This window comes from Luteimonas sp. RIT-PG2_3 (assembly GCF_054902115.1).
In genome coordinates this window covers 566,474-591,417 of sequence record NZ_JBUBPF010000001.1, presented here as the reverse complement: position 1 = coordinate 591,417, position 24,944 = coordinate 566,474, and the positions used below count along the sequence as shown (strand labels likewise).

Here is a 24,944-nt window from a genome sequence, read left to right as displayed (position 1 = left end):
ATCCGCAAAGCACTGTTGCGTCTCAAGTCGCGCCGGTCCGCACTGCAACACGCGGTCGCGACGGGGATGTGGCACCCTGCGCACACCTTATGACGGAGACCACCCATGCGCGACCTGATGATCGGATGCAGCCTGTCGCTGTTGATGCTCGGCGCCACCGCCGCCGTTGCCGGCCCGCAGCAGAAGGCCAACCATGACGCCCATGCCGGGCATGGCCAGGACCAGGCCGACCCGCTGGCCGCGGCGATCGCCGGCAGCTGGCGCAAGCCCGAGAACAGCGCGCGCGACGTCTACCGCCACCCGGCGCAGACGCTGGCGTTCTTCGGCCTCAAGCCCGACCAGACCGTCATCGAGATCACCCCCGGCGGCGGCTGGTATGCCGAGATCCTGGCACCGTACCTGAAGGGACACGGCCAGTACATCGGTGCCGTCGTCGATCCTGCCAGCGTGCCCGAAGGCCGCGGCCGCGATTACCAGCAGGGCGCGAAGGATGGCCTGTCCAAGCTGTTCGCCGCCGCGCCGGCGCAGTTCGACAAGGCCACCCTGGTCGACTACAACCCGACCGCGCCGCAGTTCGGCGCCGCACGGTCCGCCGACCTGGTGCTGACGTTCCGCAACGTGCACAACTGGCGGATGTCCAAGCAGGCCGAGGGCATGTTCAAGGGCTTCTTCGACGTGCTCAAGTCGGGCGGCGTGCTCGGCGTCGTCGAACACCGCGCCAAGGCCGATGTCGGCGACGACGACCGCAGCGGCTATGTCGGTGAAGCGCAGGTCATCGCACTGGCGGAAGCGGCGGGCTTCAAGCTCGACGGCAAGAGCGAGATCAACGCCAACCCGAAGGACACCAAGGACCATCCCAATGGCGTCTGGATGCTGCCGCCGGGCAATCGACACGATGCCGAAGATGCCGCCAAGTACCAGGCCATCGGCGAGAGCGACCGGATGACGCTGCGTTTCGTGAAGCCGTGAAAGGCCGGGCGCGGGGCGTCGGGAAACCGGCGTCTTGAGAGCGGCGGAACGTCAGGCATGTCGGCGATGTCGGCATCTGCAGGCACCTGCCGCTCGACCGATGCTGCATTGCCGGCCCCGCTTCCCGCGCCCACGCTCTCCGGATCGGCCCTCCGTCGTCCTCCGTCCTCACTCCCTGCGCCGCATGCTGATCGCGTTCAACAAACCCCATGGCGTGCTGTGCCAGTTCACCGACCGCACGCTGCCGCCACGGCCGACGCTGGCCGGCTTCGATCTTCCGGCCGACGTCTATGCGGCCGGCCGGCTCGACCATGACAGCGAAGGCCTGTTGCTGCTGACCGACGATGGTCCGCTGGCGCACCGGATCACCGACCCGCGGCACAAGCTGGCCAAGACCTACTGGGTGCAGGTCGAGGGCCTCGCCACCGATGCCCAGCTGCAGCAGCTGCGCGACGGCGTGATGCTGAACGACGGCCCGACGCGGCCCGCACAGGCCCGCCGGCTGGACCCGCCGCCCACACTGTGGCCGCGCGATCCGCCGGTGCGCTTCCGCAAGACCGTGCCCGATGGCTGGCTGCAGCTGACGATCCACGAGGGCCGCAACCGCCAGGTCCGGCGTATGACCGCCGCCGTGGGTTTGCCGACTTTGCGGCTTGTGCGGGTTGGCATCGGCGCGATTTCGCTGGATGATCTGGCCCCGGGGCGCTGGCGGACTTTACCTGCGGGCTGGGAATCGGGTATTCAGATAAACAGCGGGGGCTCAGCCGGTTTCTGTTAACGTCCCGCCCCCGGGACAGGCAGCCTTTTGCCCGCCCACAACCAAGGGTACGGACCGCTACTGCATGCCCAACTCCAGCAACATCCAGGGACGCATCCTGGTCGTCGACGATCAACCCGCCAACCTGCGGGTCGTCAGCGCATTGCTGTCGCGCAACGGCTTTTGCGTGCGCACCGCCGAAGGTGGCGAGCAGGCGCTGGAGATGTTGACCGCGCCGGGCGCCGAGCCGATTCCCGACCTGATGCTGCTGGACATGCTGATGCCGGGCATGGACGGCTTTGCGCTGATGGCGCAGATCAAGCAGCGCCCCGAGCTGCTGCGCCTGCCGGTGGTGTTCCTGACCGTCGCGCAGGATCGCGACCTGCTGCTGCGTGCGTTCGATTCCGGCGCGGTGGACTACGTCACCAAGCCCTTCATGCCCGAAGAGCTGCTGGCGCGCGTCAATGCGCACGTCGGCCTGAAGATGGCGCGCGACCGCCTGGAGCGCGTGGCGCGCGAACGCCAGGAGCTGGTGAACCTGGTTGCGCACGACCTGAAGAATCCATTGTCGAGCGTGTTCTTCGCGACCGAGATGCTGCTGGGTGGCGGGATCGCCGCCGAACGCGTGCCGCGCTACCTGCAGATCGTGCGCGAGAGCACCGAGGATGCGCTGGGCTACATCCGCCGCTACCTGGAAACGCAGTCCGCGCAGAGCCGTGGCCGTGCTGGCGACGCGGACGCGTCGGCATCGTTGCCGCAGGTCCTGGGCTGGCTGGACAGCCGCTATTCGCTGCAGATCGAGGATCGCGGTTCTGCGTTGCGGATCGCCTCGGCCGACAACGTGCCGCCATTGGCGATCGATCCACTGGTGCTGCGCCAGGTCTGCGAGAACCTGATCAGCAACGCGCTCAAGTACGCGCCGGGCAGCGACATCGACATCCTGGTGCAGGGCGCGGGACCGGGCTACTGGCAGCTGCGCGTGGAAGATCGCGGGCCGGGGATTCCGGCCGCCAAGCAGGGTGGCCTGTTCAAGCCGTTCGTCCGGCTCGACGACAGCGTCGGCGGCGACGATGGCATTTCCAGCGGCCTGGGCCTGTCGTTGGCGCGACAGATCATCGTCAGTGCCGGCGGCCAGCTGTGGTACGAGGGTCGCGAACAGGGCGGCGCACGCTTCATCATCGAGCTGCCCGAAGCGATCGTGCTGCAGGGCCCTGAGGTCGACGAAGAAGAAGACGTCGACGCGCGCGCCGAGAGCTGACCGACAGGCCCCGCTGTCGCATCGCGATAGCGGGGCAGCGATTACCGCACTGCAGATTCCGTCTCACCGGATGTCGGCGCTACGTTCCCGCCGATCTGGCGCCCGCGAGCCTTGGTATTGGTATCTGACAAAGAGTGGCCGGGTGAAAAGCCCCGCCGCTCAACGACAATGCGCGCGAACGCGGGTCCACACCCACCACGCGCGTCGTGATTGCGATATGCCCGGGATTTGCCCGGGTCGTCGCGATCACGCCCGACGACCCGGCACGATCAACCTTGCGGGTGACCGCCTCAATCCTCGACGGCAGGCTTGCTGCCCGACTTGCGGCGCGCACCAGCCGGTGCGCGTGTCGCGCGCCGTGCGTCGACCCGGGTCGACTTGCCTTCGATCGCAGCGCCATTGCCGCCGGCCAGCGCCCGCTTCTTGGCCTGACGACGCGCGAGATACCAGATCGCGCCGGCACCGACCGCAGCGGCGACGGCCACGGCAGGATTGCGACGGATCAGCGTGCCCACCGCGCGCGTGCCGGTGCGGGCCACGCCCAGCGCGGCGCCGGTCTGCAGCCACTTGGTCGCGGTGTCGGGCAGCGAGGTACGGATGTTGTCGCCCACCTGGCCCACCAGGTCCAGGGCGCGGTCGGAGAACGAACTGAGTTTGGTCATGGTCGCAGGCTCGTGGGGGCGCAATGGCGCGATGGGATAAAGCCTGCCAGAAATCCGCGACGCCGGTGTCGAAGGCGTGTGAGGCTTCAGCTGCCGCACAGCGCGGAGTGAACCTTTCCACGCTGCGGCGAGAGGGATCCTCCGCGACGGCCATCCATCACCGCGCCAGGTGACACCCTCCGCAACTGCCATCCACCACCGCGCCGAGTGACACCTTCCGCGACTACCAACCACCACCGTCGCCACGGGTCCATGCCGCTGGCCACCGGCTGTTCGCTTGTTACCTGGTCGCCCCTCACGTCCCTCTCGGCTTCGCCCGATGGGTCGCTACCGCATTCCATGGATCCTCCGGCCGCGCCGAGTGACACCTTCCGCGACTGCCAGCCATCACCGTCGCCACGGGTCCATGTCCGGGGTTGCCGGCTGTCCGCTATGACCTCACGTTCCTCTCGGCTTCGCCCGATGCGTGGCTACCGCATTCCATGGATCCTCTGGCCACGGATGCCGCGGGTACCGCCCCTTCATTTCCCTGCGCACTTCCGGCCAGGTGCGCTCCCAGAAGCCGCGCAGGTCCTGGGTGACCTGCAGCGGGCGACCGGCGGGCGACAGCAGGTGGATCGTCAGCGCGATGCGGCCGTCGGCGATGCGCGGTGTCTCCGCCAGGCCGAACAGTTCCTGCAGCTTGACCGCCAGCACCGGCGCGGCCGGCATGCCGTCGTGTTCGACCGCGTACTGGATCGCGCGCTCCATGCCAGAGGGCACCGTGATCCGTGCCGGCGCAAGCTGGTCGAGCTGCTGGCGTTGCGACCAGTCCAGGCGCGACTTCAAGGCATCCGACAGCCGCTCTTCGCCGAGCGCATCGAGTCGCGTGCTGCCGACGAAGGCCGGCTGCAGCCAGTCGTCCAGGGTCGCCAGCAGGGCCTCGTCGCCGAGATCGGGCAGGCCCAGCTCGGGCCGCCAGTGGCGCAGGCTCTGCACGCGCGCGCGCCATTGCTGCAGGCCTTCGCGCCACGGCAGCACCTGCAACCCGGCCTCGCGGACCGCCGACGTCAGCGCCCGCGCGGCCTGTTGCGGATCGACGCGGCCGGCGGGCCGGGCATCGAGCACGATGCCGTCGAAACGGCGGACGCGTTCGCAGACCAGGGCCGCGCGCTGGGCATCCCAACGGGTCTCGTCGCGCTCGATGAAATGGCCGGCGAACTGCTGGCGCAGCCCGGCCTCGTCGACCGGCGCGCCGCGCAGCAGCAGCGCCTCGCGGGCATCGAAGCGCAGGTCGCTGGCCACCAGCCAGGCTTCGCCGAGCAGTTGGCTGTCGTCGAACAGCCGGGCCATGCGGCCATTGCTGAGCTGGTAGCGCAGACGGTCGCGCGGATGCCGGTAGGCGATGCGGTCAGGGAAGGCATGCGCGAGTGCCTCGCCGATCTGGTGCGCGCTGGCATGCGCCGGCGGCGCGGCATCACAACGCAGGCGACGGCGCCATTGCCGGGCCGCGGCATCGATCGCCGCCAGCGCCGAGCGGTTGGCCTCGGGCGGGGTGCGACCGGCACGGAACGCGGCCAGCGCCTGCCAGCGTGGGCTCCAGGCATCGCCGCGCGGTTCGCCGGGACGCATGCGCAGCGGGTCGCGCGCATCCAGCAGCGCAGCCAGGTCGCAAGCCAGCGCGCGCGCGGCCGGTTCGCGCGCCGCCAGCAGCATCGCCGCGATCCGCGGCGGTGCGCCGAGCTGCAGCATGCGCTTGCCGGTCGCGGTGATCGCAGCGCCGGCATCGAGGCCGTCGAGGCGTTGCAGCAGGTCGCGCGCGGCCGACCACGCGCCCGCCGGGGGCGGATCGACGAAGCGCAGGTCGGCACTGCCCCAAGCGGCGAGTTCCAGCGCCAGGCCGCTGAGTTCGACCTGGCCGATCTCTGCGCGGCGCTGCGGTTCCAGCCGCTGCGACTGCGGCCAGAGCCGATACGCCCAGCCCGCGGCGACGCGACCGGCGCGACCGGCCCGCTGGTCGGCCGAGGCCTGGGATACATGCACGGTGTCCAGCCGCGAGAAGCCGCTGTTGGGATCGAAGCGCGGCTCGCGCGCCAGGCCGCTGTCGATGACGACGCGCACGCCGGGCAGGGTCACGCTGCTCTCGGCGACATTGGTCGCCAGCACCACGCGACGGCGCCCCTGCGGATCGGACTGCAGCGCCTCGGACTGCTTCTCGACCGGCAGCTCGCCATGCAGCGCGAGCACGACGACCCCCGCATCAGCAGCGGCGTGCGCGTCGCTGTTCGACGCAGGTGCGGTAGCGATCGGCGCGGCGGCATCGAGCGCGGACTGGAGGCGCGAGATCTCGCGCACGCCGGGCAGGAACACCAGCACGTCGCCCGGATGCTGCTGCAACGCGTGCGCGATCGCACGGCGCACCTGCGGCTCCAGCGCTTCGTCGCGGCGCGCCGGGAAGTGCGCGACATCGACCGGGAAGCTGCGCCCCTGACTGGTCAGCCGCGGCGCATCGAGGACGCCGGCCAGCCGCTCGCCATCGAGCGTCGCCGACATCAGCACCAGGCGCAGGTCCGGGCGCAGCGATGCCTGCACGTCCATCGCCAGCGCCAGACCCAGGTCGCCGGCAAGATGGCGCTCGTGGAATTCGTCGAACAGCAGCACGCCGACACCGCCGGCGCCCTCGCCGCCGAGTTCGGGATCATCCTGCAGCATGCGGGTCAGGATGCCTTCGGTGACGACCTCGATGCGCGTACGCGCCGAGGTCCTGTTCTCGAAGCGGATGCGGTAACCGACAGTCTCGCCGACCGGTTCACCGAGTTGCGCGGCCATGAAGCCGGCGGCAGCGCGCGCGGCGACGCGACGCGGCTCCAGCATCACGATCCTGCGACCGGCCAGCCAGTCGGCCTGCAGCAGGGCCAGCGGCAGTTGCGTGGTCTTGCCCGCGCCGGGCGGCGCTTCCAGCAGCAGGCGCGGATGCGTGGCCAGGCTGGCGAGGATGTCCGGCAGCAGTTCGTCGATGGGAAAGGCGGGGCGCGACATCCGGCAAGGATACGTGGCCGGCGACGGACGCAGTGCTTTGGCCGTCCCCGGCGATCACGTGGGCGCCTGGAACCTGTTCACGCGCTTGCCGCGCTTGCCGCACTTGTCACGCGGGCTGCGTTCGCGACAGATCGTGAGCAGGTTCTTACAATCGCGTCTCCCGTTCCTGCAGTCCCCGGCCACATGATCGACATCGGCGCCAACCTGACCCACGACAGTTTCGATCGCGACCGCGACGCGGTGCTGCAGCGCGCGCGCGATGCCGGCGTCACGCAGATGATCGTCACCGGCGCCAGCCGCGAACATTCGCCGTTGGCGCTGCAGCTCGCGCAGCAGCATCCGGGCCTGCTGTATGCGACCGCCGGCGTGCACCCGCATCACGCGGCCGAGTACACCAGCGAATGCGATGCCGAACTGCGTGCGCTGCACGCGCATCCCGAGGTCGTCGCCGTCGGCGAATGCGGGCTCGATTACTTCCGCGATTTCTCGCCGCGCCCGGCGCAGCGCAAGGCCTTCGAGCGCCAGCTGCAGATCGCCGCGGATCTTGCGGCGGAGGGTGTGGTCAAGCCCTTGTTCCTGCATCAGCGCGACGCGCATGAGGACTTCATGGGGATCATGCGCGAGTTCGACGGCCGTCTCGGCCAGGCGGTCGTGCACTGCTTCACCGGCGAGCGCCGCGAACTGTTCGACTACCTCGACTGCGACTGGCACATCGGCATCACCGGCTGGCTCTGCGACGAGCGCCGCGGCCAGCACCTGCGCGAGCTGGTGCCCAACATTCCCGGGCATCGGCTGATGGTCGAGACCGATGCGCCGTACCTGTTGCCGCGCACCCTGAAGCCGATGCCCAAGGAGCGCCGCAACGAGCCGGCGTTCCTGCCGCATATCGTCGAGGAACTCGCGCGCGACCGTGGCGAGGACGTGGCCACGACCATCGAGGCGACCACGGCGACCGCACGCGCGTTCTTCGGCCTGCCTGCGTTCTGAGGCGCCTAAGGCCTCAGCGACCATCGCCTGCCGCCCAAGCGGCGTCCAGGCCTTCGACATAGCTGGGATAGCGCAGTGTCCAGCCCAGTCCGGTCTTGCTGGCGCGGTTGTCGATGCGCTTGCTGCCGGCGTAGAAGCGCTGCAGGGCCGGCGAGATCGTCGGATCGTCGTCGGCCAGCGGCGGCGGCAGTGTGCGCCCGCTCAAGCGCGCCGCATGCGCGAGCACGTCGCGCGGCGATGCCGGCAGGTCGTCGGCCAGCAACCAGGTCGCATCGCCGGCCGATGCCGCGGGGGTTTCGAGCGAGGCCAGGATCGCGCTACAGACGTCCTCGACATGCACGCGATTGAACAGCGTGCCGGGACGATCCAGGTAACGTGCACGACCCTGCGCCAGTTGCACCAGCGCGTTGCGTCCCGGACCATACAGGCCGGCCAACCGGAACACCGCGCAGGGCACGCCGCGCCGAAGCGCCAGCGCGCGCCATTGCGATTCCGCGACCCGCCGGGCGTGCGCGGTGGCATCGTCGCCATCGGCGTGGCTGTGTGCATCGACCACACCGCCGCCACGATCGGCATAGATGCCGGTCGACGACAGGTAACCGAGCCAGCGCAGTCGCGGCGCCTGCGCGATGGCGTCGGCGAACACGCGCGCCGCGGGATCGCCGGCAACATCGGGCGGAATCGAGGCCAGGATCGCGTCGGCGTCGTGGATCGCCTGCAACAGCGCGGGATCGCTGGCGTCGTCGGCAAACCGGTACAGCCTGCTGGCGCCCGATGTCGTGGCCTGCGGGGCAGGCATCGCAGGATTGCGCACCGTGCCGGCGCAGTCCACGCCCAGGCCCTGCAGCCGCGCCGCCAGATGCCGGCCGGTGTAGCCCAGCCCGAACACCAGCACACGTTGCGGCAGGCCGGACCCGGCAGCGGTGGCGTGGCCGGTCGACGGCATCAGCGCTTGACCAGCTCCACGCGCCGGTTCTTCGCGCGCCCCGGTTCGTCGTCGTTGCCGGCGACCGGCACGGCCTGGCCCAGGCCCTTGGCCTGCAGGCGCGAAGCGTCGATGCCGGCACCGGTCAGCGCGGCGACGACGGACGCCGCGCGCGCTTCCGACAGGGCCTGGTTGTGCTCGGCGCCGCCGGTGTTGTCGGTATGCCCCTCGATCGACAGCCGCAACGCGGGATCGTTCTTCAGCAACGCCAACACCTGTTCGATCTGCGGTTGCGCATCGGGCATGAGGTCGGCCTTGTCGGTCGCGAAGTTGATCTGGATGGCGACGCGGCCATCGGCATCGAGTTCGCGCTTCAGCGCATCGGCGGGCAGCAGGCCGGCGGTCTGCACGAAGCCCTCGCGCTCGGCGACGACGATGCCGGCACTGAGATAGTGCAGCTTGGCGAAGACCCAGGCCTGCCTGCCATCGGCGCGGTCGATGCGGTAGACCTGGCTGTCGTAGTCGTCCCAGCTGTAGCCGGCCGCCGAGCTGTAGGTCTGCTTGACCGCCTTGTCGACGCTGTCGGATTGCGCCTTCCCGATGCGGCCTTCGAACACCAGCACGCCACCGGCCTCGGCCATCATCGCCGCGAGGTTGCGGCGCACTTCATGCAATGAATACTCGCGCTCGCTTTTGTCGAAGTCGATCGCATAGGTCCGGCCTTCGACCTCCTCGAACGCCTGTCTGGTCCAGAACGGGAACATGTCGAAGTCGCGCTGCTCGATGCGATTGCGCTCCTTGTAACCTGCCGGCAGCGTCACGTACGGGAACGCCTGCGCCAACGTGGCGGTGGCGCGGAACGGCACCTCCTCGACGACGACCATGCCCGCGCCATGGGTATCGAAACTCAGCTGGACCCAGATGTTGCGCGCGACCTGACGGATCACGAACACGCGGGTTGGCGTGTCCTGTTCGAGGTTGACGGCATCGATGAAACCGCCGCCGATCTCGTCCTCGAGCTGCGGACCGTAATAGATGTCGCGCAACAGCGGACCGTCGAAGACCTGCTTCGCGCCGGCCTGCGTCAACACCGCCTCGAGGTTGCGGCGCAGCTCCAGCGCCGAATAGGTCTTGTCAGGCGCGACGTCGCGGTCGATCGCGATCCGCGCCGACCAGCTCGGGCCCTCGACCCAGTGCACGCCATCGCCGAGACGGAACGGGAAACGGGCGTAGGCACGCTGATGCACGCGATTGAGCGGGCCGTAGCCTGTCGGCATCGAGAAGAACGGCAATGCACCGAGGGTCTGCCCGCTCGACGGAACGCTGTCGATGTCGAACGCGAGCACCGGCACCGGACTGCCGTCCCTGGCCTGCAAGCCCGATGACGATGCGGCCTGTTCGCCGGTAGCGGTAGGCTCGCCCGTGGTGGTTGCCTCGCCTGGCACGTCGCTTGCGGCATTGCCGTCGGCAGCGGTCGTGGGGCTGGTCGCCTGCTCGCCAGCGTCCGCCGCGGGCTTGCCACCGCACGCCGACAGCAGCAAGGCGAATCCTGCTCCGATCACCGATATCTGCATCCGCATGCCTGGCACTTCCTGCGTCGTTGGGAGCGCAGAGATTAACCGATCGATGCGAAACAACCGCGACGGTTTCCGGCACGCGACATCGCCTGCAACCGTTCCGACCTCCGTCGAATCAGGCCTGCGCCGACCGCGCGGCTTCGAGCACGCCTTCATATGCCTGCAGGTGCACCCACGCGGTCTGCAGCAATGGTGCGTCGACGCCGGCCTGGCGTGCACGCTGCAGCATGTCGCCGACGATCTGCGCGGCTTCGACGCGTTGCCCCGCTTCGAGATCGCGCAGCATCGATGCCTTGGTGTCCGATCCGGGTTGCACCAGCGTGGCGCGGGCGATGTCGCGTGCCTTGTCGGGCACCGCATGCCCGGCCGCGGCGGCGACCGCCAGGCATTCCTCGTGCAGGCCGGCCATGAACGCGGCGCCGCCTTCGCTGGCGACGATGCCGCCGACATGGCTGCGCATCAGGCAGGTGCCTGCCGCCAGCGCGGTCAGGAAGCTGTACTTGATCCACTGGTCCAGCGCGATCTGCGTCGACAGCTTATGGTCGATGCCAGCCTGTTCGCACAGCGCCGACAGGGCGCGCCCGCGCGCACTCGTCCCCTCGCCACTGCTGGCCGCGCCATCGGCCGGCGCGGCATCGCGCTCGCCGAATGTCATCGACGCCGGCTTGCCCAGGTGCAGGATCTCGCCCTCGGGTCCCTTGGTCGCGCTGATGAAGCACAGGCCGCCGAACACCCGGTCGCGCCCGAAGCGCGCATCGAGCAGCGGATAGTGGCGCAGTCCGTTGAGGATCGGCATCAAGGTGGTCGCACCGGTCATCGCCGGCGCGATCGCGTCGACCGCCGTGTCGAGGTCGTAGGACTTGCAGCTGAGGATCACCAGGTCGAACGGCTGCGCCGCCACCCGTGCCGGCAGGGCCTCGGCGGTGACGTGCGCCACGTCGATGCGCGCATCGCCGAGCGGGCTGCGGATCCGCAGGCCGTCGCGATCGAGCTCCCGCGCGCGCGCCGGGCGCACAAGGAAGGTGACATCGGCACCGGACTGCGCCAGGCGGCCGCCAAAATAGCCGCCGGTCCCGCCGGCGCCGAGAATCAGGATTCGAAGACTCATTGCATCAACTCCGCAGGCCCACGCCACGCTTCAACAGCCACAGGCTCAGGCTGCCCATCGCAAGCACGAAAGCGATCATCAACGCGTACGCGATCCAGAGCGGCACGTCGGAGGTGCCGAGCAGGCCGTAGCGGAACGCGTTGACCATGTAGAAGATCGGGTTGGCGTGCGTGGCGGCCTCGGCCCAGGGCGGCAGCAGCTTGACCGAATAGAACACGCCGCCTAGGTAGGTCAGCGGGGTCAGGATGAAGGTCGGCACGATGGTGACGTCGTCGAACTTCTTGGCGTACGCGGCGTTGATGAAGCCGGCCAGCGAGAAGATCGTCGCGCCCAGCAGCACCGTGGTCAGCGTCACCAGCGGATGCGGGATGCGCACGGAGGTGAAGCACATCGCGATCAGCAGCACGATGATGCCGACCAGCAGGCCGCGCGCGACCGCGCCGGCGACATAGCCGCCGAGGATCACCCAGTTCGGCATCGGGCTGACCAGCAGCTCTTCGATGTGGCGGCCGAACTTGGCGCCGAAGAAACTCGACGAGATGTTGCCGTAGCTGTTCTGGATCACGCTCATCATCACCAGCCCGGGCACGATGAACTCCATGTAGCTGAAGCCGCCCATGTCGCCGATGCGCGATCCGATCAGACCGCCGAAGATCAGGAAGTACAGCGCCATCGTGATCGCCGGCGGCAGCAGGGTCTGCGCCCAGATGCGCAGGATGCGCACCACTTCGCGGCGCACGATGGTGCCGAGCGCGACCCAGTTGCGCGAGGCGGTGCTCGGCGGCGTCGCGACAGGCCCGGTATCGAGGGATGACGTACTCATGCTGCGTTCTCCGTACCGGTCCGCGCGGGCGTGGTCTGCGCGCCCGCGGCATCGCTGGCTGCCAGCTCCTTCGCCGCCAGCGCCTGCGCGGCCTGGGCCGCCCCCGGGCCGGTCATGCGCACGAACAGTTCTTCGAGGCGGTTGGACTTGGTCCGCATCGAGCGCACGCGGATGCCGGCGGCGTCGAACGCCGCGAACACGCGGTTGAGGTCCATCGCACGCGGCATGTCCAGGTCCAGGGTGTGGTCGTCGGTGGCGTGCAGCGTCGCGCCTTCGATCCCGGGCAGCACCGGCGGCAGCCCGCCTTCGACGTCGAACAGGAAGCCCTCGATATCGAGCTTGGCCAGCAGCGCACGCATCGGGCCCTGCTCGACGATGCGACCCTTGTCGATGATCGCCAGCGTCCGGCACAGGCTCTCGGCTTCTTCGAGGTAGTGCGTGGTCAGGATGATCGTGGTGCCGGCGGCGTTGATCTCGCGCAGCGTGTTCCACATGTCGCGGCGGATCTCGATGTCGACGCCCGCGGTGGGCTCGTCCAGGATCAGCAGCCGCGGTCGCGTCATCATCGCGCGGGCAATCATCAGCCGGCGCTTCATGCCGCCCGACAGCGTCCGCGACATCGTCGTCGCCTTGTCCCACAACTGCGCGCGGCGCAGCTCCTGCTCGGCACGCTGGATCGCCTCGGACCGCGGAATGCCATAGAAGCCGGCGTAGTTGACGAGGATGTCGAGCGGCTTCTCGAACAGGTTGAAGTTGATCTCCTGCGGCACCAGGCCCATCAGCCGCATCGCGGCATCGCGCTGGGTATGCAGGTCGACACCGAACAGGCGGACGTCGCCGGAGGTCTTGTTGACCAGCGACGAGACGATGCCGATCAGCGTGCTCTTGCCGGCGCCGTTAGGGCCGAGCAGGGCATGGAAGTCGCCGGGCTGGACGTCCAGCGAGACGCCTTTCAGCGCCTGCACGCCGGTGTCGTAGGTCTTGCGGAGATCGCGGATGCCCAGCGCGGGCGCACCCGCGACGGGCTGGGTTGCTGCGGTCATGGATGGCCTTCACAGCCACGGTGGGTGTGGCGAAACGCTAGTATAGGCGCCTCTCGGGCAGCGGCCCGGTAACGCATTGTTTCGCCCGTGCCTGTTCATTTCACCTTGAAACTCACCGCGCGCCGGATGCTGGCCCCCAGCGTCGCGCACCTGGTCTTCGTCCGCGACGATGGCCAGCCGCTGGACTTCATTCCCGGGCAGTTCGTGCAGGTGCACTTCCAGTACGCGGACGGCACCGCGACCAAGCGCTCGTATTCGCTGGCCTCCCTCCACGACCCTGCCAACGGCCCCGGCGATACTGTCGAGATGGCGGTCAGCTACGTGCCCGGCGGCTCGGCGACCGCGCTGTTCGAGGGCCTGGCGCTGGGCGACACGGTCGAGGCCAGCGGTCCGTTCGGGCGCTTCTGCCTGATGCCGACCGACGCCAACCGCCGCTACCTGCTGATCGCGACCGGCACCGGCGTCACGCCGTACCGGGCGATGTTGCCGCTGCTCGACACCGCCATGCGCGAGCGCGGCATCGAGGTGCTGCTGCTGCTGGGCGCCCGCACGCCGGCCGAACTGCTGTACGGCGACGAGTTCCGCGCATTCGCCAAGGCACATCCGGGGTTCCGGTTCGTGCCGTGTTTCTCGCGCGAGTTGCCGGCCACCGACGGCCCCCAGGCGCATGCCGACGTCCGCCACGGCTACGTGCAGCAGTTCCTCGCGGAGTTCGCACCCGACCCCGAAGGCGACATCGCCTACCTGTGCGGCAACCCGGACATGGTCGATGCCTGCTTCGAGGCGCTGAAGGAACACGGCCTGCCGATCCCGCGGATCCGCCGCGAGAAGTACGTCAGCAGCAAGTAGCCGGCGCGTCCGCTACGCAGCTCCGCTGCTCCCACTTGCGCCGTCCCTGGCGCGTGTCCCGCATTCCCTGCGCTGCGTGTCTTGCGCTGCGTGATGTCCAGCCAACGCGCGTCGCCTGCAGGTCCGAGTGCCGGCGACGCGTCTAGCGCGTGGCCGCCTCCGCGACGTAGCGCCCGCGCACAATGCTGCCGGCGATCTGCTGGGGATCCTTGAGCAGGTTGTAGACCGGGCAGGTCGCCTCGACCGCATCGCGCAACCCTTCGATCTCCTGCGCCGACGCCGGCGATTCGATATGCACCGTGTACTGGATGTCCCGGTAGCGCGGCGGCGACTGCGCGCCCGCACCGATGCGCGGCGTCAGCGTGGCCTGCAAGGTCAGTTCCAGCCCGTCGAGCACGACCTCGCGGGTCGCGGCCTGGATCTCGAAGATATGGGTCAGGCAAGTGCCGAGCACGCCGAGCTGGTGCTGCTCGACCGTGGCTGCCAGGCCATGGCCGCCGAGCTCGCGACGGCTGTCGTGGATGAACTGGAAATTGCCGTCACCGGTGCGGATCTCACGCAACCCGGTCCCGGGTTCGACGCGGGCGTGCGCGCGCAGGGCATACGGTTCCGATGGCCGGGTCTTCGCCAGCTGTTGCCGGCGCAGGATCGCGCTGCGCTTCTCGACCAGGAAGTCGCGCAGGCCCGGTGGCAGCCCGGGGTCGCGTTGGGCGGGGCTGACGGTATGCACGATGCGGCCGTGCCCGACCGGCTGCGCCTCGGCGATCAGGTTCAGCACCGGCGACACTCGCTCCACCGCCTGGCGCAGCGTTTCCAGTTCGACATCGCTGGCCGGCGAATCGATATGCGCCACATAGCGCAGGTTGCGCGGATAGCGCACGCGAGTGTCCCTGGCGGCGGTCGATGGCGCATCCGGATGGCTGGTGAACACCACGTCCAGTGCGTCCAGCGCGATCCCGCCGGCCGCGGCCTGGATCACGAACTCGTCGGCGACGGCGCTGGCCAGCACGGCGACCTCGGTATCCCAGGAGCCGGCGCCGAGGTTGTAGCCGCCGAAATCCCGACCGCTGTCGCTGAGGTACTGGAAATCGTCGATCCGCAGCCGGCGCACGCCCGACCGGCTTTCCGCCGTGACCCTGGCCTGCAGGGCCTGCGCCTCGGCCTCGCCAGCGGGACGCGCGGCCAGGCGATCCAGCGCGGCGCGCTTGATGGCCAGCTGTGGGCGCAACGACTCGCCGCGCGGGGCTGCGCCCGATGTCGACGCGGCGGAGGTGCTCCGGTTCGCCGCCGACTGGGCCAGAGCGGGAGCCAGCGGCAGGCTTGCGCCCCATGCGAGGGCGGCGGTGATGCCGAATGCCAATGCGCTGTTGCGCAGGCGCTTGTGTGGGATGGCCATAGTGGTGTGGATGCCTGTGGCAGCGGGTGGGGGTGACGGTCAAGCGGGCGCGGCGCCGCGCGCATGCCGCGCGGCGGCAATCGATTACCCTACGAATCTTCGCCATCCCGGCCAAAGGATGCGTATTCCTGTCCTGATGAACTTTGGTCCGTCCCGCACGCGCTGCCGGCCCGAAAAGCCGCGCGGCCCGTACTCGAGCGCGGCCCTGCCGGTGCGCCTGCGATGCGTCTGCCTGCGATGAGCCTCTCGGCGCATGCCACCGAGGCGGAAGATCCCGCCGCGCAGGCCGGGACGCCCCGCCATGCCCGGCTCTACCCACCGCCGGTCGTCGCCACCCGTCGCCGCAAGCCCAGGCTGCGCATCGTCCTGGGGTTCCTCGGCTTCCTGGTCGGAGGCGCGATCGCCGGCTATGCCGTCGGCCGCTTCGGCGCACGTGCGTTCGGGCCCTCGACATCGGGCGTTCCTGCGATCAACGGGTTATGGCTGCTGGCCGGGATGGTGCTGTCGTTCTGGCCGGTCGTGGTGATCCACGAAGCCGGCCACGCGCTGTGCGGCATCGCGCGTGGCATGCGGGCGGTCGCGATCGGCATCGGGCCACTGCGGGCCGAGCGCGGCCTCGATGGCTGGCGGTTCCGGCGCGCACATGGCATCCGCGGCATCGGCGGCTTCGCGGCGCTGGTCCCGCAGGCCACGCGCGGGCAATCGCGGTTGGACCAGGCCATCTTCCTGGCCGGTGGGCCGTTGGCGAACCTGCTGACGGCGGCACTCGCCTTTGCGCTCGTCGCCTGGCTGGGTCCAGGCTTGCCGTCCCCAGTCTCCGCGCTGGTGCTGGGCTTCGTGCTCAGCAGCGCGCTGCTGGGCGGCGTCAACCTGGTGCCGTTCATGGCCGGCGGCCTGCGCACCGATGGCCGGGTCCTGCTCGACCTTGCGCGGCAATCGCCAGATGCCCTATTGCAATTGCGGCTGCAGCAGGTGCTGGCGCTGGCGATCGCCGGGCAGCGTCCCCGCGACTGGCCGGTGAGCCTGCTGGGGGTCGCCGACGACGACGCGGCCAACGCCTTGCTGTCGGTCAGCGCCGACAGCCTGCGCCTGGCGCACCTGCTCGACCGCAACGACCTGGCGGGCGCCGCCGATGCCGCGCAGCGCGTGCAGGCGCGCTATGCCGAGGTCACCGAAGCCTTTCGCCCGCATCTGGCCATCGACCTCGCCGGTTACGCCGCGCAGGCCTTGCGCGACCCTGCGCTGGTCGCTGCCTGGCGCCCCTTGTGCGAAGGCGGCGTCACCGACCTGTCGCCGTTCCGCCATTGGCTGGACGCCGAACAGGCTCTGCTGGCCGGCGACCACACCGGCGCGCGCACGGCCTCGCAGGCTGCGCGGCCGCTGGTCGCACGCACGCCCTATCCGTACAACGCGGTGCTGCTGACCGAAGCGCTCGACCGCATCGATGCGGCGTTGCCCGCTTGAGCACGGCCACGCCCGCCGGACAGGTCGCATGGCAGATGTAGGCACAGGCCCTCGTGTCGCACGATGGCCCGGTCACAATCGGGGACCTCGCCGCGTCTTGGCCATTCAAGACACTGCAGCCCGATCCCCGCATCGCACCTGGGCCGGCTACCGCGCCCGCCCACCGATCCATCCATTCCCCCAGAGGAGCCCTTCATGACGCCCTGGATACGCCCGGTTTCACTGCTGGCCGCCGCCCTGCTGCTGGCCGGCTGTAACAGCGCCGACCAACCCTCGGCCGGCCCCCGCGCCGGCGAGGACGGCACGCTCGAATACGGCAGCCTGTCATTCAAGCCCTGCTCGCTGAGCGCCGTCGGCGCCGAATCGGTGGAAGCGCAGTGCACCACCTTGTCGGTGCCCGAGAACCATGACGCCCCCGAGGGTCGCCACATCGACCTCGCGATCGCGCTGGTACCCGCCAAGGGCATGGCCGAAGCCGACCCGATCTATATGATCGCCGGTGGGCCCGGACAATCGGCGATCGAGTCGTATCCGATGGTGCACGCGGCCTTCGGTGACGTGCGCCGCAACCGCCACGTCGTGCTCGTCGACGCGCGCGGCACTGGTGGCTCGCATCCGCTGAAATGCCGCGACGACGACGGCAAGAACACCTTCGGCGACCCGGCCACCGAAACCCCGGACGCCGCGCGCACGTTCGCCGAACAGTGCCGCGACACCCTGTCCAGGGACAGCGATCTGCGCTACTACACCACCGGCGACCATGTCCGCGACCTCGACGCCGTGCGCGCCGCGCTGGGTGCGCCGCAGATCAACCTGGTCGGCATCTCCTACGGCACGCGCGTCGCGCAGCAGTACGCCAAGGCCTATCCGGCGCAGACCCGCGCGGTGGTGCTGGACTCGGTAGTGCCCAACACGCTGGTGCTCGGCCAGGACCATGCGCGCAACCTGGAAGTCGCGCTGGAGCAGCAGTTCGCGCTGTGCCGCAAGGACGCCGCCTGCGCACGCAACCTCGGCGATCCCGGCCAGCAGCTGGCGCTGGTGCGCGAGCGCCTGCAGGCCGGCCACCTGGCGCCGGTACGCTTCCGCGATCCGACCTCGGGCGAATGGCGCGAAGAGGTGCCCAGCTTCGCGCATCTCGCCGGCCTGCTGCGAATGTATTCGTACCAGCCTCAGATGGCGTCGACGCTCCCGTTGGTCCTGCATGAAGCCGCGCAGCAGCGTTACGAAAGCCTGCTATCGCAGTCGGCGATGCTGGCCGCGCAACTGGGCGACGCGTTCGCGCACGGCATGCAGCTGTCGGTGATGTGCAGCGAGGACGCCGACGAGTTCACCTCCAACCGCGAGGATTCCGACACCGTGCTCGGCAATGCGCTGGTGGATTTCGCCAAGGCGCAATGTGCGGTCTGGCCCAAGGGCCAGCGCGCGGCCGACTTCCGCGCGCCGCTGTCCGGCGATGCCGCTGTGCTGGCGATCAGTGGCGAGTTCGATCCGGTGACGCCCTCGCGCTACGGCGACGAGGTCATCGCGCAATTGCCCAAGGGACGTCACCTGGTGCTGCCGGGGCAGGGCCACAGCGTGCTCGGCACCGGCTGCATGCCCAAGCTGTTCGCGCAGTTCATCGAGAGCGCCGATGCCACCACGCTCGACGCGCAATGCCTGCAGCGTCTGTCCGCACAACCGCCGTTCGCCGGCAACTACGGCTGGGAGCCGTGAGCACCTTTCCGCGGCCTTGTCGCCGCCTGCGTGGCCGCATCGCGGCCACCCGTTGGGCAGGCCATGTGACCACGCAGCACGGCGTCATCGCTCGGTCATGCATCGGCATGTACTCCCTCGCTTTTCCTTGCTCTGCGCGGCCACACACCCTGCGCAAGCTCCGCCAAGACCATGAAAAGGTGCTGCCATGATCCGTATCGACAACCTGCACAAGTCCTTCAAGGCCAAGAGCGGTACCGTGCATGCCGTGCGCGGCGTCAGCTTCGAAGCCCGCGATGGCGAAATCACCGGCCTGCTCGGCCCCAACGGCGCCGGCAAGACGACCACGCTGCGCATGCTGTACACGCTGATGGCCCCCGACCAGGGCAGCATCGAGGTCGACGGCCTCAACGTGCAGAAGGCGCCGACCGAGGTCCGCCAGCGGCTGGGCGTCCTGCCCGATGCGCGCGGCGTCTACAAGCGCCTGACCGCGCGCGAGAACATCGCCTATTTCGGTCGCCTGCACGGCCTCGACGAGGCCACGATCCAGCAGCGCATCGAACAGATGGCCGAGACCCTGGTGATGAAGGATTTCCTCGACCGCCGCACCGAAGGCTTCTCGCAGGGCCAGCGCACCAAGACCGCGATCGCACGCGCGCTGGTGCACGATCCGCGCAACGTGATCCTCGACGAACCCACCAACGGCCTGGACGTGATGACCACGCGCGGCCTGCGTGGCTTTCTGCAGCGCCTGCGCGGCGAGGGCCGCTGCGTGATCTTCTCCAGCCACATCATGCAGGAGGTCGCGGCCCTGTGCGATCGCATCGTGGTGATCGCGCATGGCGAGGTGCGTGCGATCGGCACGCCCGACGGACTGCGCGAACAGACCGGACTGGCCGACCTCGAGGACGTCTTCGTGCGCCTGGCCGACCTTGAAGGCGAAGCTGCACTGGGAGCACACGCATGAAGACGATCTGGACCGTGGCCAGGAAGGAACTGGTCGACCTGTTCCGCGACCGCCGCACGATGCTGCTGGGCCTGTTGATGGGACCGATCCTGATCCCGGCGCTGATCCTGGGCATCGGCGCAATGGCCGAGAAGAAGATGCGCACCCAGCTCGACTCGACGCTGGAACTGCCGGTGATCGGCGCCGAGCACGCGCCCAATCTGGTGCGCTTCCTCGAAGGCCGCAACATCGCCGCCAAGCCCGCGCCGGCCGATCCCGAACGTGACGTCCGCGAGCAGACCTACGACGTCGTGCTGCGCATCGACCCCGAGTTCGGCGAGCAGTGGCGCGGCAGCAAGAGCGCACGCGTCGAGCTGATCTACGACAGCTCGCGCCAGGACTCGCAGATCCCGGTCAACCGCCTGCGCGGCGTACTGATGGAGTACAGCCGCACCGTCGGCGTGCTGCGCGGCATCAACCGCGGCGTCAGTCCGGAAAGCGGTTTCGCGGTGCAGCTGGCGCAGCGCGACGTCGCCACGCCGGAAGCGCGGCGCGGCATGCTGCTGGCGTTCCTGCCGTACATGCTGATCCTCTTCAGCTTCCTCGGCGGTGCGGCGCTGGTCATCGACGTCACCGCCGGCGAGCGAGAGCGGCAGTCGCTGGAACCGCTGCTGGCCACGCCGGCCGCGCGCAGCGCGATCATGAGCGGCAAGATCCTCGCCGCCTGCCTGTTCGGCATGCTCAGCCTGTTGCTGATCCTGGTGTCGTTCAAGCTCAGCTTCGCCTTCGCACCAGGCCCGTTCCGGATGGTGCAGGTGTCGTTGCCGGTGATCGCGCAGCTGCTGTTCGTGCTGCTGCCGATGGTGCTGATCGGCACCACGCTGCTGACGCTGATCGCGGCCAGCGTCAAATCGGTCAAGGAAGCGCAGAGCTACATGAGCGTGCTGATGTTCCTGCCGATCATCCCGACGATCGTGCTGATGGTGAACCCGATCAAGAACGAGCTGTGGCAGTTCGCCGTCCCGTTCCTGGCGCAGAACCAGCTGATCCTCAAACTGATCCGCAGCGAGACCATCGCCGCCGTCGAATGGGCGACCTACCTCGGCGCCGGGTTTGGCCTCGGCATCGTGCTGTGGCTGCTGGCCGCACGCCTCTACCACCGCGAGAAGCTCGCCATTTCCGCGTAAGCCCGGCCAGCCCGGACTGGCCTGGACCCGGCACCCGCCAACGCGCCCGCCTGACCGGCTTCGCACCGGTCAGGCGGTCCGAGATGCCGTCAACCGCACCGCCGCGTGCATCCCGCCCTTTCATGTACTAATATCAGTTACATGAAAAAAGACAGCCGCCTGTCCTCCGTGCTGCACGTGCTGCTGCACATGGCCCACAGCCAGCGCCCGTTGACCTCCGAAGAGCTCGCGGGCTACCTGCACAGCCACGCCGTCGTCGTGCGACGCACGCTGGCAGGCCTGCGCGACCTGGGTTACGTCGATTCGGCCAAGGGCCATGGCGGCGGCTGGTCGCTGAGCTGCGACCTGGCCAAGGTCAGCCTGCGCGATGTCTACGACGCCGTTGGTGCGCCCACCGTGTTCGCGATGGGCCATCGCATCGACGCGCCCGAATGCCTGGTCGAACAGGCCGTCAACGAAGCGCTGGACAGCGCCTTCGAGGATGCGCACGCGCTGCTGATCGAACGGCTGGGGGAGGTCTCGCTGGCCGACCTGTCGGCCGATTTCAACCGCCGCATGGCCGCGCACCGGTCGCCCGGAGTCGTGCATGGCCACTGAGCAGGGGGCGTCCGTCGAGACCCCCGCGCGCACCGATGCGCGGGTCCGCGATACGCACTTCGACGCCGTGGTCATCGGCGGCAGCTATGCCGGCCTGTCGGCGGCGCTGCAGCTGGCGCGCGCGCGCCAGCGCGTGCTGGTCGTCGATGCCGGATCACGACGCAACCGCTTCGCCACCACCTCGCATGGTTTCCTCGGCCAGGACGGCCGCGCACCCGATGCGATCGCCACCGACGGTCGCCGGCAATTGCTGGCCTATCCAAACGTGCAGTGGCACGACGGCAGGGTCACCCGGGCCCAGGCCGCGACCGATGGCTTCGACCTGCAGCTCGATGAAGCCGCGCAGGTCTATGGCCGTCGCCTGGTGCTGGCCGTTGGCGTCGTCGACGAGCTGCCGGCGATCGATGGCCTGGCCGAACGCTGGGGCCGCAGCGTGTTCCATTGCCCGTACTGCCACGGCTATGAACTGCAGCGCGGCCGCATCGGCGTGCTCGCGGTCGGGCCATTGTCGCAGCACCATGCGCTGATGCTGCCGGACTGGGGCACGGTCACGCTGTTCACCAATGCCGCTTATGTCCCCGACGAGGCGCAGCATTCCGCACTCGCCGCGCGCGGTGTCGCCATCGACACCACGCCGGTCGCGCAGCTGCGCGATGTCGCGACGGTCGAGTTGAGCGACGGCCGCCGCATCGCACTCGACGGGCTGTTCACGCTGAGCCGGACGCGCATGGCCAGCCCGGTCGCGGAACAACTCGGCTGCCGCTTCGAGGACGGCCCGACCGGACCCTTCATCGCGACCGATGCGATGAAGGCTACCAGCGTGCCGGGCGTGTTCGCCTGCGGCGATGCCGCGCGCGCGGCCGGCAGTGTCGCGCTTGCGGTCGGCGATGGCGCGATGGCCGGGGCGGCCGCGCACCAGTCGCTGATCTTCGGCTGAGGTCGCGCGCGGCGCCCCGCGTCGCGGCACCAGTGGGCGACAGGCGACCGGCTCAGTTCGCCGGACTGAACGCGATCGCGCGGCGTGTCGTCACCGGCGCGGCGATCGGTTCGAAGCGCCAGCGACGCACGGCCGCGACCGCTTCGCGATCGAAGACCCGCGGCGGATCGGCACGCACCACGCGCGCATTGCTGACCGAACCGTCGACGTTGACGGTGAACTCGACCTGGACTTCGCCGGACAGGTTCGACCGCAGCGCGTCGGCCGGATAGCGTGGCGCCACGGTGCTGATCGCACGCAGCTGGATCTGGGCGGCGGGCGCCGGTCGTGGCGCGGCATCGGCGGCGGGTGCGGCGTCGGTGCGGGCAGGCTCCTGCCGCGACTGCTCCTGCCGCGCTTGCTCCGGACGCGCCGGCTCCTGGCGCGCAGGTTCCTGTGCCTGTGGGGCCTGTTCTTCGCGACTGCGCTCCGCCTGCGCGGCTGCCTGCCGCTGCGCTTCCTGCTGGGCCGCCAGCGCCTGTTGCTGGGTGGCCTGCTGCTGCGTGCGCTCCTGCTCGAGCTGGCGCACCCGCTGCGCGTCCTGTTCGGCGCTGAGCCGCTGCTGTTCGGCCCGCTGGCCGACCGCGGCTTCGGCCGTGGCGATGCTCTCGCGCAGTCGCCGCACCGCCGGATGCGAGCTGTCGGCTTTTTCGATCAGCGCCAGCAGGCGCCGCGCTTCGGCGAAATCCTCGCGGTCTCGGCTCTGTTCGGTCGCGATGACGGTCATCGGCAGCAGGTCGATGATCGCGCTGCTGACGCCGGCATCGCCAGCCTGCTTGTCGCGCAGCGCCAGGTAGTACTCCATCGCGTTCTCGCCGGCCGGTGCGTACAGGCGGCTCTCGCGATAGGCCTTGGAGGCGGCCTCGCGCAACTGTTCGCTGCTCAGCGCCGCGACCTCGGCCGATACGGCATCCGCCGGTGCGGCGGGCGTGGTGGCGCCGGGTTGGGCGCCCTCGGCATCGGCATCCGCCGACGCGGGATCCTTGCTGCAGCCGGCCATTGCCAGCACGGCCGCCAGCACTGCGATTCCCGGCCAATGCCTGCCCGGATGAGTTCCTTGTCTGCTCGACACCATCAACGCTTCCCCTTGCGGCGCGGTCAACGTGCACCACGGCGTAGAACGCGTCAGACGGCCGGATTTGTCAACTCCCGGCCCGGCGCGCACCGGCAACAGGCGACTCGCGGCCGGGACAACTGTGACCGCCGGCCCAATATTGCGCGCCTCCGGGCGCGGAATGACGGCGGTCCGATGTGACCATCGGCGAATTCATCTTCCCGAACGCGGGCGGCCGATGAACCGCCAGTGCGCCAGCGCTATTTGCCGATGCAGAAGGTGGAGAAGATATGCCCGAGCAGGTCGTCGGGAAGGATGCGGCCGGTGATGTCGCCCAGCGCGTCGTGCGCCTGGTGCAGGGCCTCGGCGGCAAGATCCAGCGCCTGTTGCCGCCAGGCCTGTTCGGCATCGTCGAGCGCATGTGAAGCGCGGATCAGGCTGTCGACCTGGCGCTGGCGTGCGCTGAAGCTGCCCTCGCTACCGCTGTCGAGGCCAGCGAGTGCGGCCAGCCGCGTGCGCAAGGCATCGAGCCCGGCACCGGTGCGTGCCGACAACAGCAGCATCGACGGCGGAGCGGACGCCGCATAGGGTTGCAGGTCGATCTTGTTGAGCAGCCACAACTGCGTCGGCACGCCGGCGATCGCCTGTTCGATCTCGTCGCGACCACGCAGGGGGTCGGCGGCATCGAGCACGATGATCGCTAGATCCGCACGTTGCAGTTCCGCGCGCGCGCGGCGCATGCCTTCGCGTTCGATCGCATCGCCGCCGTCGCGCAGGCCGGCGGTATCGACCAGGGTCAGTTCGATGCCGGCCACGCGCACGGTTTCGGTCAGCAGGTCGCGGGTGGTGCCGGCGATGTCGGTGACGATCGCGCGATCGCTGCCGGCCAGCGCATTCAACAGCGAGCTCTTGCCGGCGTTCGGCGGACCGACGATGACCGCATGCAGGCCGTCGCGCAGCTTGCGTCCGCGCTCGGCGTCGGCCAGCAGCGCGGCCAGTTGCGCGCGTGTGGCCGCCAGCCGCTGCTGCACCTGCGCGGCGCCGAGCGTTTCGATGGGTTCGTCGACAAAGTCGATCATCGCCTCGACATGCACGCGGATCGCCAGCAGCGCATCGGCGATCGCATCGACGCGCTGCGAGAATTCGCCATCGAGCGCGCGCCGTGCCGCACGCGCCGCGCGCAGGTCGCTGGCGGCGATCAGGTCGGCGACGGCTTCGGCCTGGGCGAGATCGAGCTTGCCGTTGAGAAAGGCGCGTTCGCTGAACTCGCCGGGCCGTGCGATCCGCGCGCCCAAGGCGCAGCAACGCGCGACCAGTTGCTGCAGCAGGACCGGGCTGCCATGCGCCTGCAGTTCGACGACGTCCTCGCCGGTGTAGCTGCGCGGCGCCGGGAACGCCAGCGCGATGCCGTCGTCGATGACGCTGCCATCGGCATCGGCGAAACGCGCGTAGTGCGCCGTGCGCGCGGCCAGCGTGCGGCCGGCCAGCGAGCTGCCGATGCCGAGTGCCAACGGACCCGACACGCGCACGATGCCGACGCCGCCGGCGCCCGCGGGCGTGGCGATCGCGACAATGGTGTCGGTGGCATGCGCTTGGCTCATGTCGCTATGGTCGCAGAACCCGGGCGCCAGAAACACGCAACCCGCCTTGTGGCGG

The 24,944-nt window shown here is 69.5% G+C and carries 21 protein-coding genes; 11 read left to right on the top strand and 10 right to left on the bottom strand.

Features of this window, described 5'->3' with window-relative positions; all coding sequences use genetic code 11:
* Window positions 1–105 precede the first annotated feature (105 nt).
* From ACYX7E_RS02490 to ACYX7E_RS02480, 3 genes are all read left to right on the top strand, one after another.
* Complete coding sequence (locus ACYX7E_RS02490; RefSeq protein ID WP_462078951.1) at window positions 106–969, top strand: class I SAM-dependent methyltransferase; 864 nt, start codon at window positions 106–108, stop codon at window positions 967–969.
* 184 nt (window positions 970–1,153) lie between these two features.
* Window positions 1,154–1,747, top strand: a complete 594-nt coding sequence (locus ACYX7E_RS02485) for a pseudouridine synthase (protein WP_462078950.1) — start codon at window positions 1,154–1,156, stop codon at window positions 1,745–1,747.
* 64 nt (window positions 1,748–1,811) lie between these two features.
* Complete coding sequence (locus ACYX7E_RS02480; RefSeq protein ID WP_462078949.1) at window positions 1,812–2,984, top strand: hybrid sensor histidine kinase/response regulator; 1,173 nt, start codon at window positions 1,812–1,814, stop codon at window positions 2,982–2,984.
* 290 nt (window positions 2,985–3,274) lie between these two features.
* Here ACYX7E_RS02480 and ACYX7E_RS02475 read toward each other — a convergent pair whose 3' ends face one another.
* Both ACYX7E_RS02475 and hrpB read right to left on the bottom strand, forming a co-directional pair.
* Window positions 3,275–3,646 (bottom strand): hypothetical protein, encoded by a 372-nt coding sequence (locus tag ACYX7E_RS02475; protein WP_462078948.1) that lies wholly within the window; start codon window positions 3,644–3,646, stop codon window positions 3,275–3,277.
* Between the two features lie 438 nt (window positions 3,647–4,084).
* Complete coding sequence (hrpB, locus tag ACYX7E_RS02470) at window positions 4,085–6,664, bottom strand: ATP-dependent helicase HrpB (RefSeq protein WP_462078947.1); 2,580 nt, start codon at window positions 6,662–6,664, stop codon at window positions 4,085–4,087.
* Window positions 6,665–6,847: 183 nt separating this feature from the next.
* On the opposite strand from hrpB, the gene ACYX7E_RS02465 reads away from it, so the two are divergent.
* Window positions 6,848–7,651 carry a TatD family hydrolase gene (locus tag ACYX7E_RS02465; protein ID WP_462078946.1) on the top strand — a complete coding sequence of 268 codons (804 nt, stop codon included), beginning with the start codon at window positions 6,848–6,850 and terminating at the stop codon, window positions 7,649–7,651.
* A 13-nt stretch (window positions 7,652–7,664) separates the two neighbouring features.
* Here ACYX7E_RS02465 and ACYX7E_RS02460 read toward each other — a convergent pair whose 3' ends face one another.
* The 5 genes from ACYX7E_RS02460 to ACYX7E_RS02440 all read right to left on the bottom strand — a co-directional run bounded on the left by ACYX7E_RS02460 (window position 7,665) and on the right by ACYX7E_RS02440 (window position 13,127).
* Window positions 7,665–8,597: a Rossmann-fold NAD(P)-binding domain-containing protein gene (locus ACYX7E_RS02460; protein WP_462078945.1), complete on the bottom strand. Its 933-nt coding sequence runs from the start codon at window positions 8,595–8,597 to the stop codon at window positions 7,665–7,667.
* The gene (locus ACYX7E_RS02455) at window positions 8,597–10,156 is read right to left on the bottom strand and encodes an OmpA family protein (protein ID WP_462078944.1); all 1,560 of its coding nucleotides are present in this window, start codon (window positions 10,154–10,156) and stop codon (window positions 8,597–8,599) included. Before ACYX7E_RS02455 ends, ACYX7E_RS02460 begins: the two co-directional genes overlap by 1 nt.
* Before the next feature lie 112 nt (window positions 10,157–10,268).
* Window positions 10,269–11,261 carry a 2-dehydropantoate 2-reductase gene (gene panE, locus ACYX7E_RS02450; protein WP_462078943.1) on the bottom strand — a complete coding sequence of 331 codons (993 nt, stop codon included), beginning with the start codon at window positions 11,259–11,261 and terminating at the stop codon, window positions 10,269–10,271.
* A 4-nt stretch (window positions 11,262–11,265) separates the two neighbouring features.
* Window positions 11,266–12,084, bottom strand: a complete 819-nt coding sequence (locus ACYX7E_RS02445) for an ABC transporter permease (protein ID WP_462078942.1) — start codon at window positions 12,082–12,084, stop codon at window positions 11,266–11,268.
* A complete protein-coding gene (locus ACYX7E_RS02440; RefSeq protein WP_462078941.1) occupies window positions 12,081–13,127 on the bottom strand; it encodes an ABC transporter ATP-binding protein in 1,047 nt (348 codons plus the stop codon). The genes ACYX7E_RS02445 and ACYX7E_RS02440 overlap by 4 nt, the downstream gene beginning before the upstream one ends.
* 87 nt (window positions 13,128–13,214) lie before the next feature.
* Between ACYX7E_RS02440 and ACYX7E_RS02435 the strand changes: the two genes are divergently transcribed.
* Window positions 13,215–13,976, top strand: coding sequence for a ferredoxin--NADP reductase (locus ACYX7E_RS02435; RefSeq protein ID WP_462078940.1), 762 nt, complete (start codon window positions 13,215–13,217; stop codon window positions 13,974–13,976).
* Between the two features lie 142 nt (window positions 13,977–14,118).
* Here the strand turns inward: ACYX7E_RS02435 and ACYX7E_RS02430 are convergent, their stop codons facing one another.
* On the bottom strand, window positions 14,119–15,372 hold the full coding sequence (locus ACYX7E_RS02430; protein WP_462078939.1) for an OsmC family protein: 1,254 nt from the start codon (window positions 15,370–15,372) through the stop codon (window positions 14,119–14,121).
* 222 nt (window positions 15,373–15,594) lie between these two features.
* Between ACYX7E_RS02430 and ACYX7E_RS02425 the strand changes: the two genes are divergently transcribed.
* The 6 genes from ACYX7E_RS02425 (at window position 15,595) to ACYX7E_RS02400 (ending at window position 22,195) form a co-directional block, all read left to right on the top strand.
* Window positions 15,595–16,836 carry a site-2 protease family protein gene (locus ACYX7E_RS02425; RefSeq protein WP_462078938.1) on the top strand — a complete coding sequence of 414 codons (1,242 nt, stop codon included), beginning with the start codon at window positions 15,595–15,597 and terminating at the stop codon, window positions 16,834–16,836.
* A gap of 195 nt (window positions 16,837–17,031) precedes the next feature.
* Window positions 17,032–18,549, top strand: coding sequence for an alpha/beta fold hydrolase (locus tag ACYX7E_RS02420; protein WP_462078937.1), 1,518 nt, complete (start codon window positions 17,032–17,034; stop codon window positions 18,547–18,549).
* A 187-nt stretch (window positions 18,550–18,736) separates the two neighbouring features.
* Window positions 18,737–19,495 (top strand): ABC transporter ATP-binding protein, encoded by a 759-nt coding sequence (locus ACYX7E_RS02415; RefSeq protein ID WP_462078936.1) that lies wholly within the window; start codon window positions 18,737–18,739, stop codon window positions 19,493–19,495.
* Window positions 19,492–20,661, top strand: coding sequence for an ABC transporter permease (locus ACYX7E_RS02410; RefSeq protein ID WP_462078935.1), 1,170 nt, complete (start codon window positions 19,492–19,494; stop codon window positions 20,659–20,661). The genes ACYX7E_RS02415 and ACYX7E_RS02410 overlap by 4 nt, the downstream gene beginning before the upstream one ends.
* A gap of 141 nt (window positions 20,662–20,802) precedes the next feature.
* Window positions 20,803–21,258: an Rrf2 family transcriptional regulator gene (locus ACYX7E_RS02405; protein WP_462078934.1), complete on the top strand. Its 456-nt coding sequence runs from the start codon at window positions 20,803–20,805 to the stop codon at window positions 21,256–21,258.
* Window positions 21,248–22,195, top strand: coding sequence for an NAD(P)/FAD-dependent oxidoreductase (locus ACYX7E_RS02400; protein WP_462078933.1), 948 nt, complete (start codon window positions 21,248–21,250; stop codon window positions 22,193–22,195). Before ACYX7E_RS02405 ends, ACYX7E_RS02400 begins: the two co-directional genes overlap by 11 nt.
* 52 nt (window positions 22,196–22,247) lie before the next feature.
* On the opposite strand, the gene ACYX7E_RS02395 is transcribed toward ACYX7E_RS02400, so the two are convergent.
* Both ACYX7E_RS02395 and mnmE read right to left on the bottom strand, forming a co-directional pair.
* Complete coding sequence (locus ACYX7E_RS02395) at window positions 22,248–23,309, bottom strand: energy transducer TonB (protein ID WP_462078932.1); 1,062 nt, start codon at window positions 23,307–23,309, stop codon at window positions 22,248–22,250.
* Between the two features lie 239 nt (window positions 23,310–23,548).
* Entirely contained in the window at window positions 23,549–24,889 is a 1,341-nt protein-coding gene (gene mnmE / locus ACYX7E_RS02390; protein ID WP_462078931.1) for a tRNA uridine-5-carboxymethylaminomethyl(34) synthesis GTPase MnmE, read from the bottom strand.
* Window positions 24,890–24,944 lie beyond the last annotated feature (55 nt).

Excerpts from the sequence above, each read along its gene's own strand:
- ACYX7E_RS02490 (WP_462078951.1), top strand. The coding sequence starts at position 106 with ATGCGCGACCTGATGATCGGATGCAGCCTGTCGCTGTTGATGCTCGGC.
- ACYX7E_RS02485 (WP_462078950.1), top strand. The coding sequence starts at position 1,154 with ATGCTGATCGCGTTCAACAAACCCCATGGCGTGCTGTGCCAGTTCACC.
- ACYX7E_RS02480 (WP_462078949.1), top strand. The coding sequence starts at position 1,812 with ATGCCCAACTCCAGCAACATCCAGGGACGCATCCTGGTCGTCGACGAT.
- ACYX7E_RS02475 (WP_462078948.1), bottom strand. The coding sequence starts at position 3,646 with ATGACCAAACTCAGTTCGTTCTCCGACCGCGCCCTGGACCTGGTGGGC.
- hrpB (WP_462078947.1), bottom strand. The coding sequence starts at position 6,664 with ATGTCGCGCCCCGCCTTTCCCATCGACGAACTGCTGCCGGACATCCTC.
- ACYX7E_RS02465 (WP_462078946.1), top strand. The coding sequence starts at position 6,848 with ATGATCGACATCGGCGCCAACCTGACCCACGACAGTTTCGATCGCGAC.
- ACYX7E_RS02460 (WP_462078945.1), bottom strand. The coding sequence starts at position 8,597 with ATGCCGTCGACCGGCCACGCCACCGCTGCCGGGTCCGGCCTGCCGCAA.
- ACYX7E_RS02455 (WP_462078944.1), bottom strand. The coding sequence starts at position 10,156 with ATGCGGATGCAGATATCGGTGATCGGAGCAGGATTCGCCTTGCTGCTG.
- panE (WP_462078943.1), bottom strand. The coding sequence starts at position 11,261 with ATGAGTCTTCGAATCCTGATTCTCGGCGCCGGCGGGACCGGCGGCTAT.
- ACYX7E_RS02445 (WP_462078942.1), bottom strand. The coding sequence starts at position 12,084 with ATGAGTACGTCATCCCTCGATACCGGGCCTGTCGCGACGCCGCCGAGC.
- ACYX7E_RS02440 (WP_462078941.1), bottom strand. The coding sequence starts at position 13,127 with ATGACCGCAGCAACCCAGCCCGTCGCGGGTGCGCCCGCGCTGGGCATC.
- ACYX7E_RS02430 (WP_462078939.1), bottom strand. The coding sequence starts at position 15,372 with ATGGCCATCCCACACAAGCGCCTGCGCAACAGCGCATTGGCATTCGGC.
- ACYX7E_RS02425 (WP_462078938.1), top strand. The coding sequence starts at position 15,595 with ATGCGTCTGCCTGCGATGAGCCTCTCGGCGCATGCCACCGAGGCGGAA.
- ACYX7E_RS02420 (WP_462078937.1), top strand. The coding sequence starts at position 17,032 with ATGACGCCCTGGATACGCCCGGTTTCACTGCTGGCCGCCGCCCTGCTG.
- ACYX7E_RS02415 (WP_462078936.1), top strand. The coding sequence starts at position 18,737 with ATGATCCGTATCGACAACCTGCACAAGTCCTTCAAGGCCAAGAGCGGT.
- ACYX7E_RS02410 (WP_462078935.1), top strand. The coding sequence starts at position 19,492 with ATGAAGACGATCTGGACCGTGGCCAGGAAGGAACTGGTCGACCTGTTC.
- ACYX7E_RS02405 (WP_462078934.1), top strand. The coding sequence starts at position 20,803 with ATGAAAAAAGACAGCCGCCTGTCCTCCGTGCTGCACGTGCTGCTGCAC.
- ACYX7E_RS02400 (WP_462078933.1), top strand. The coding sequence starts at position 21,248 with ATGGCCACTGAGCAGGGGGCGTCCGTCGAGACCCCCGCGCGCACCGAT.
- ACYX7E_RS02395 (WP_462078932.1), bottom strand. The coding sequence starts at position 23,309 with ATGGTGTCGAGCAGACAAGGAACTCATCCGGGCAGGCATTGGCCGGGA.
- mnmE (WP_462078931.1), bottom strand. The coding sequence starts at position 24,889 with ATGAGCCAAGCGCATGCCACCGACACCATTGTCGCGATCGCCACGCCC.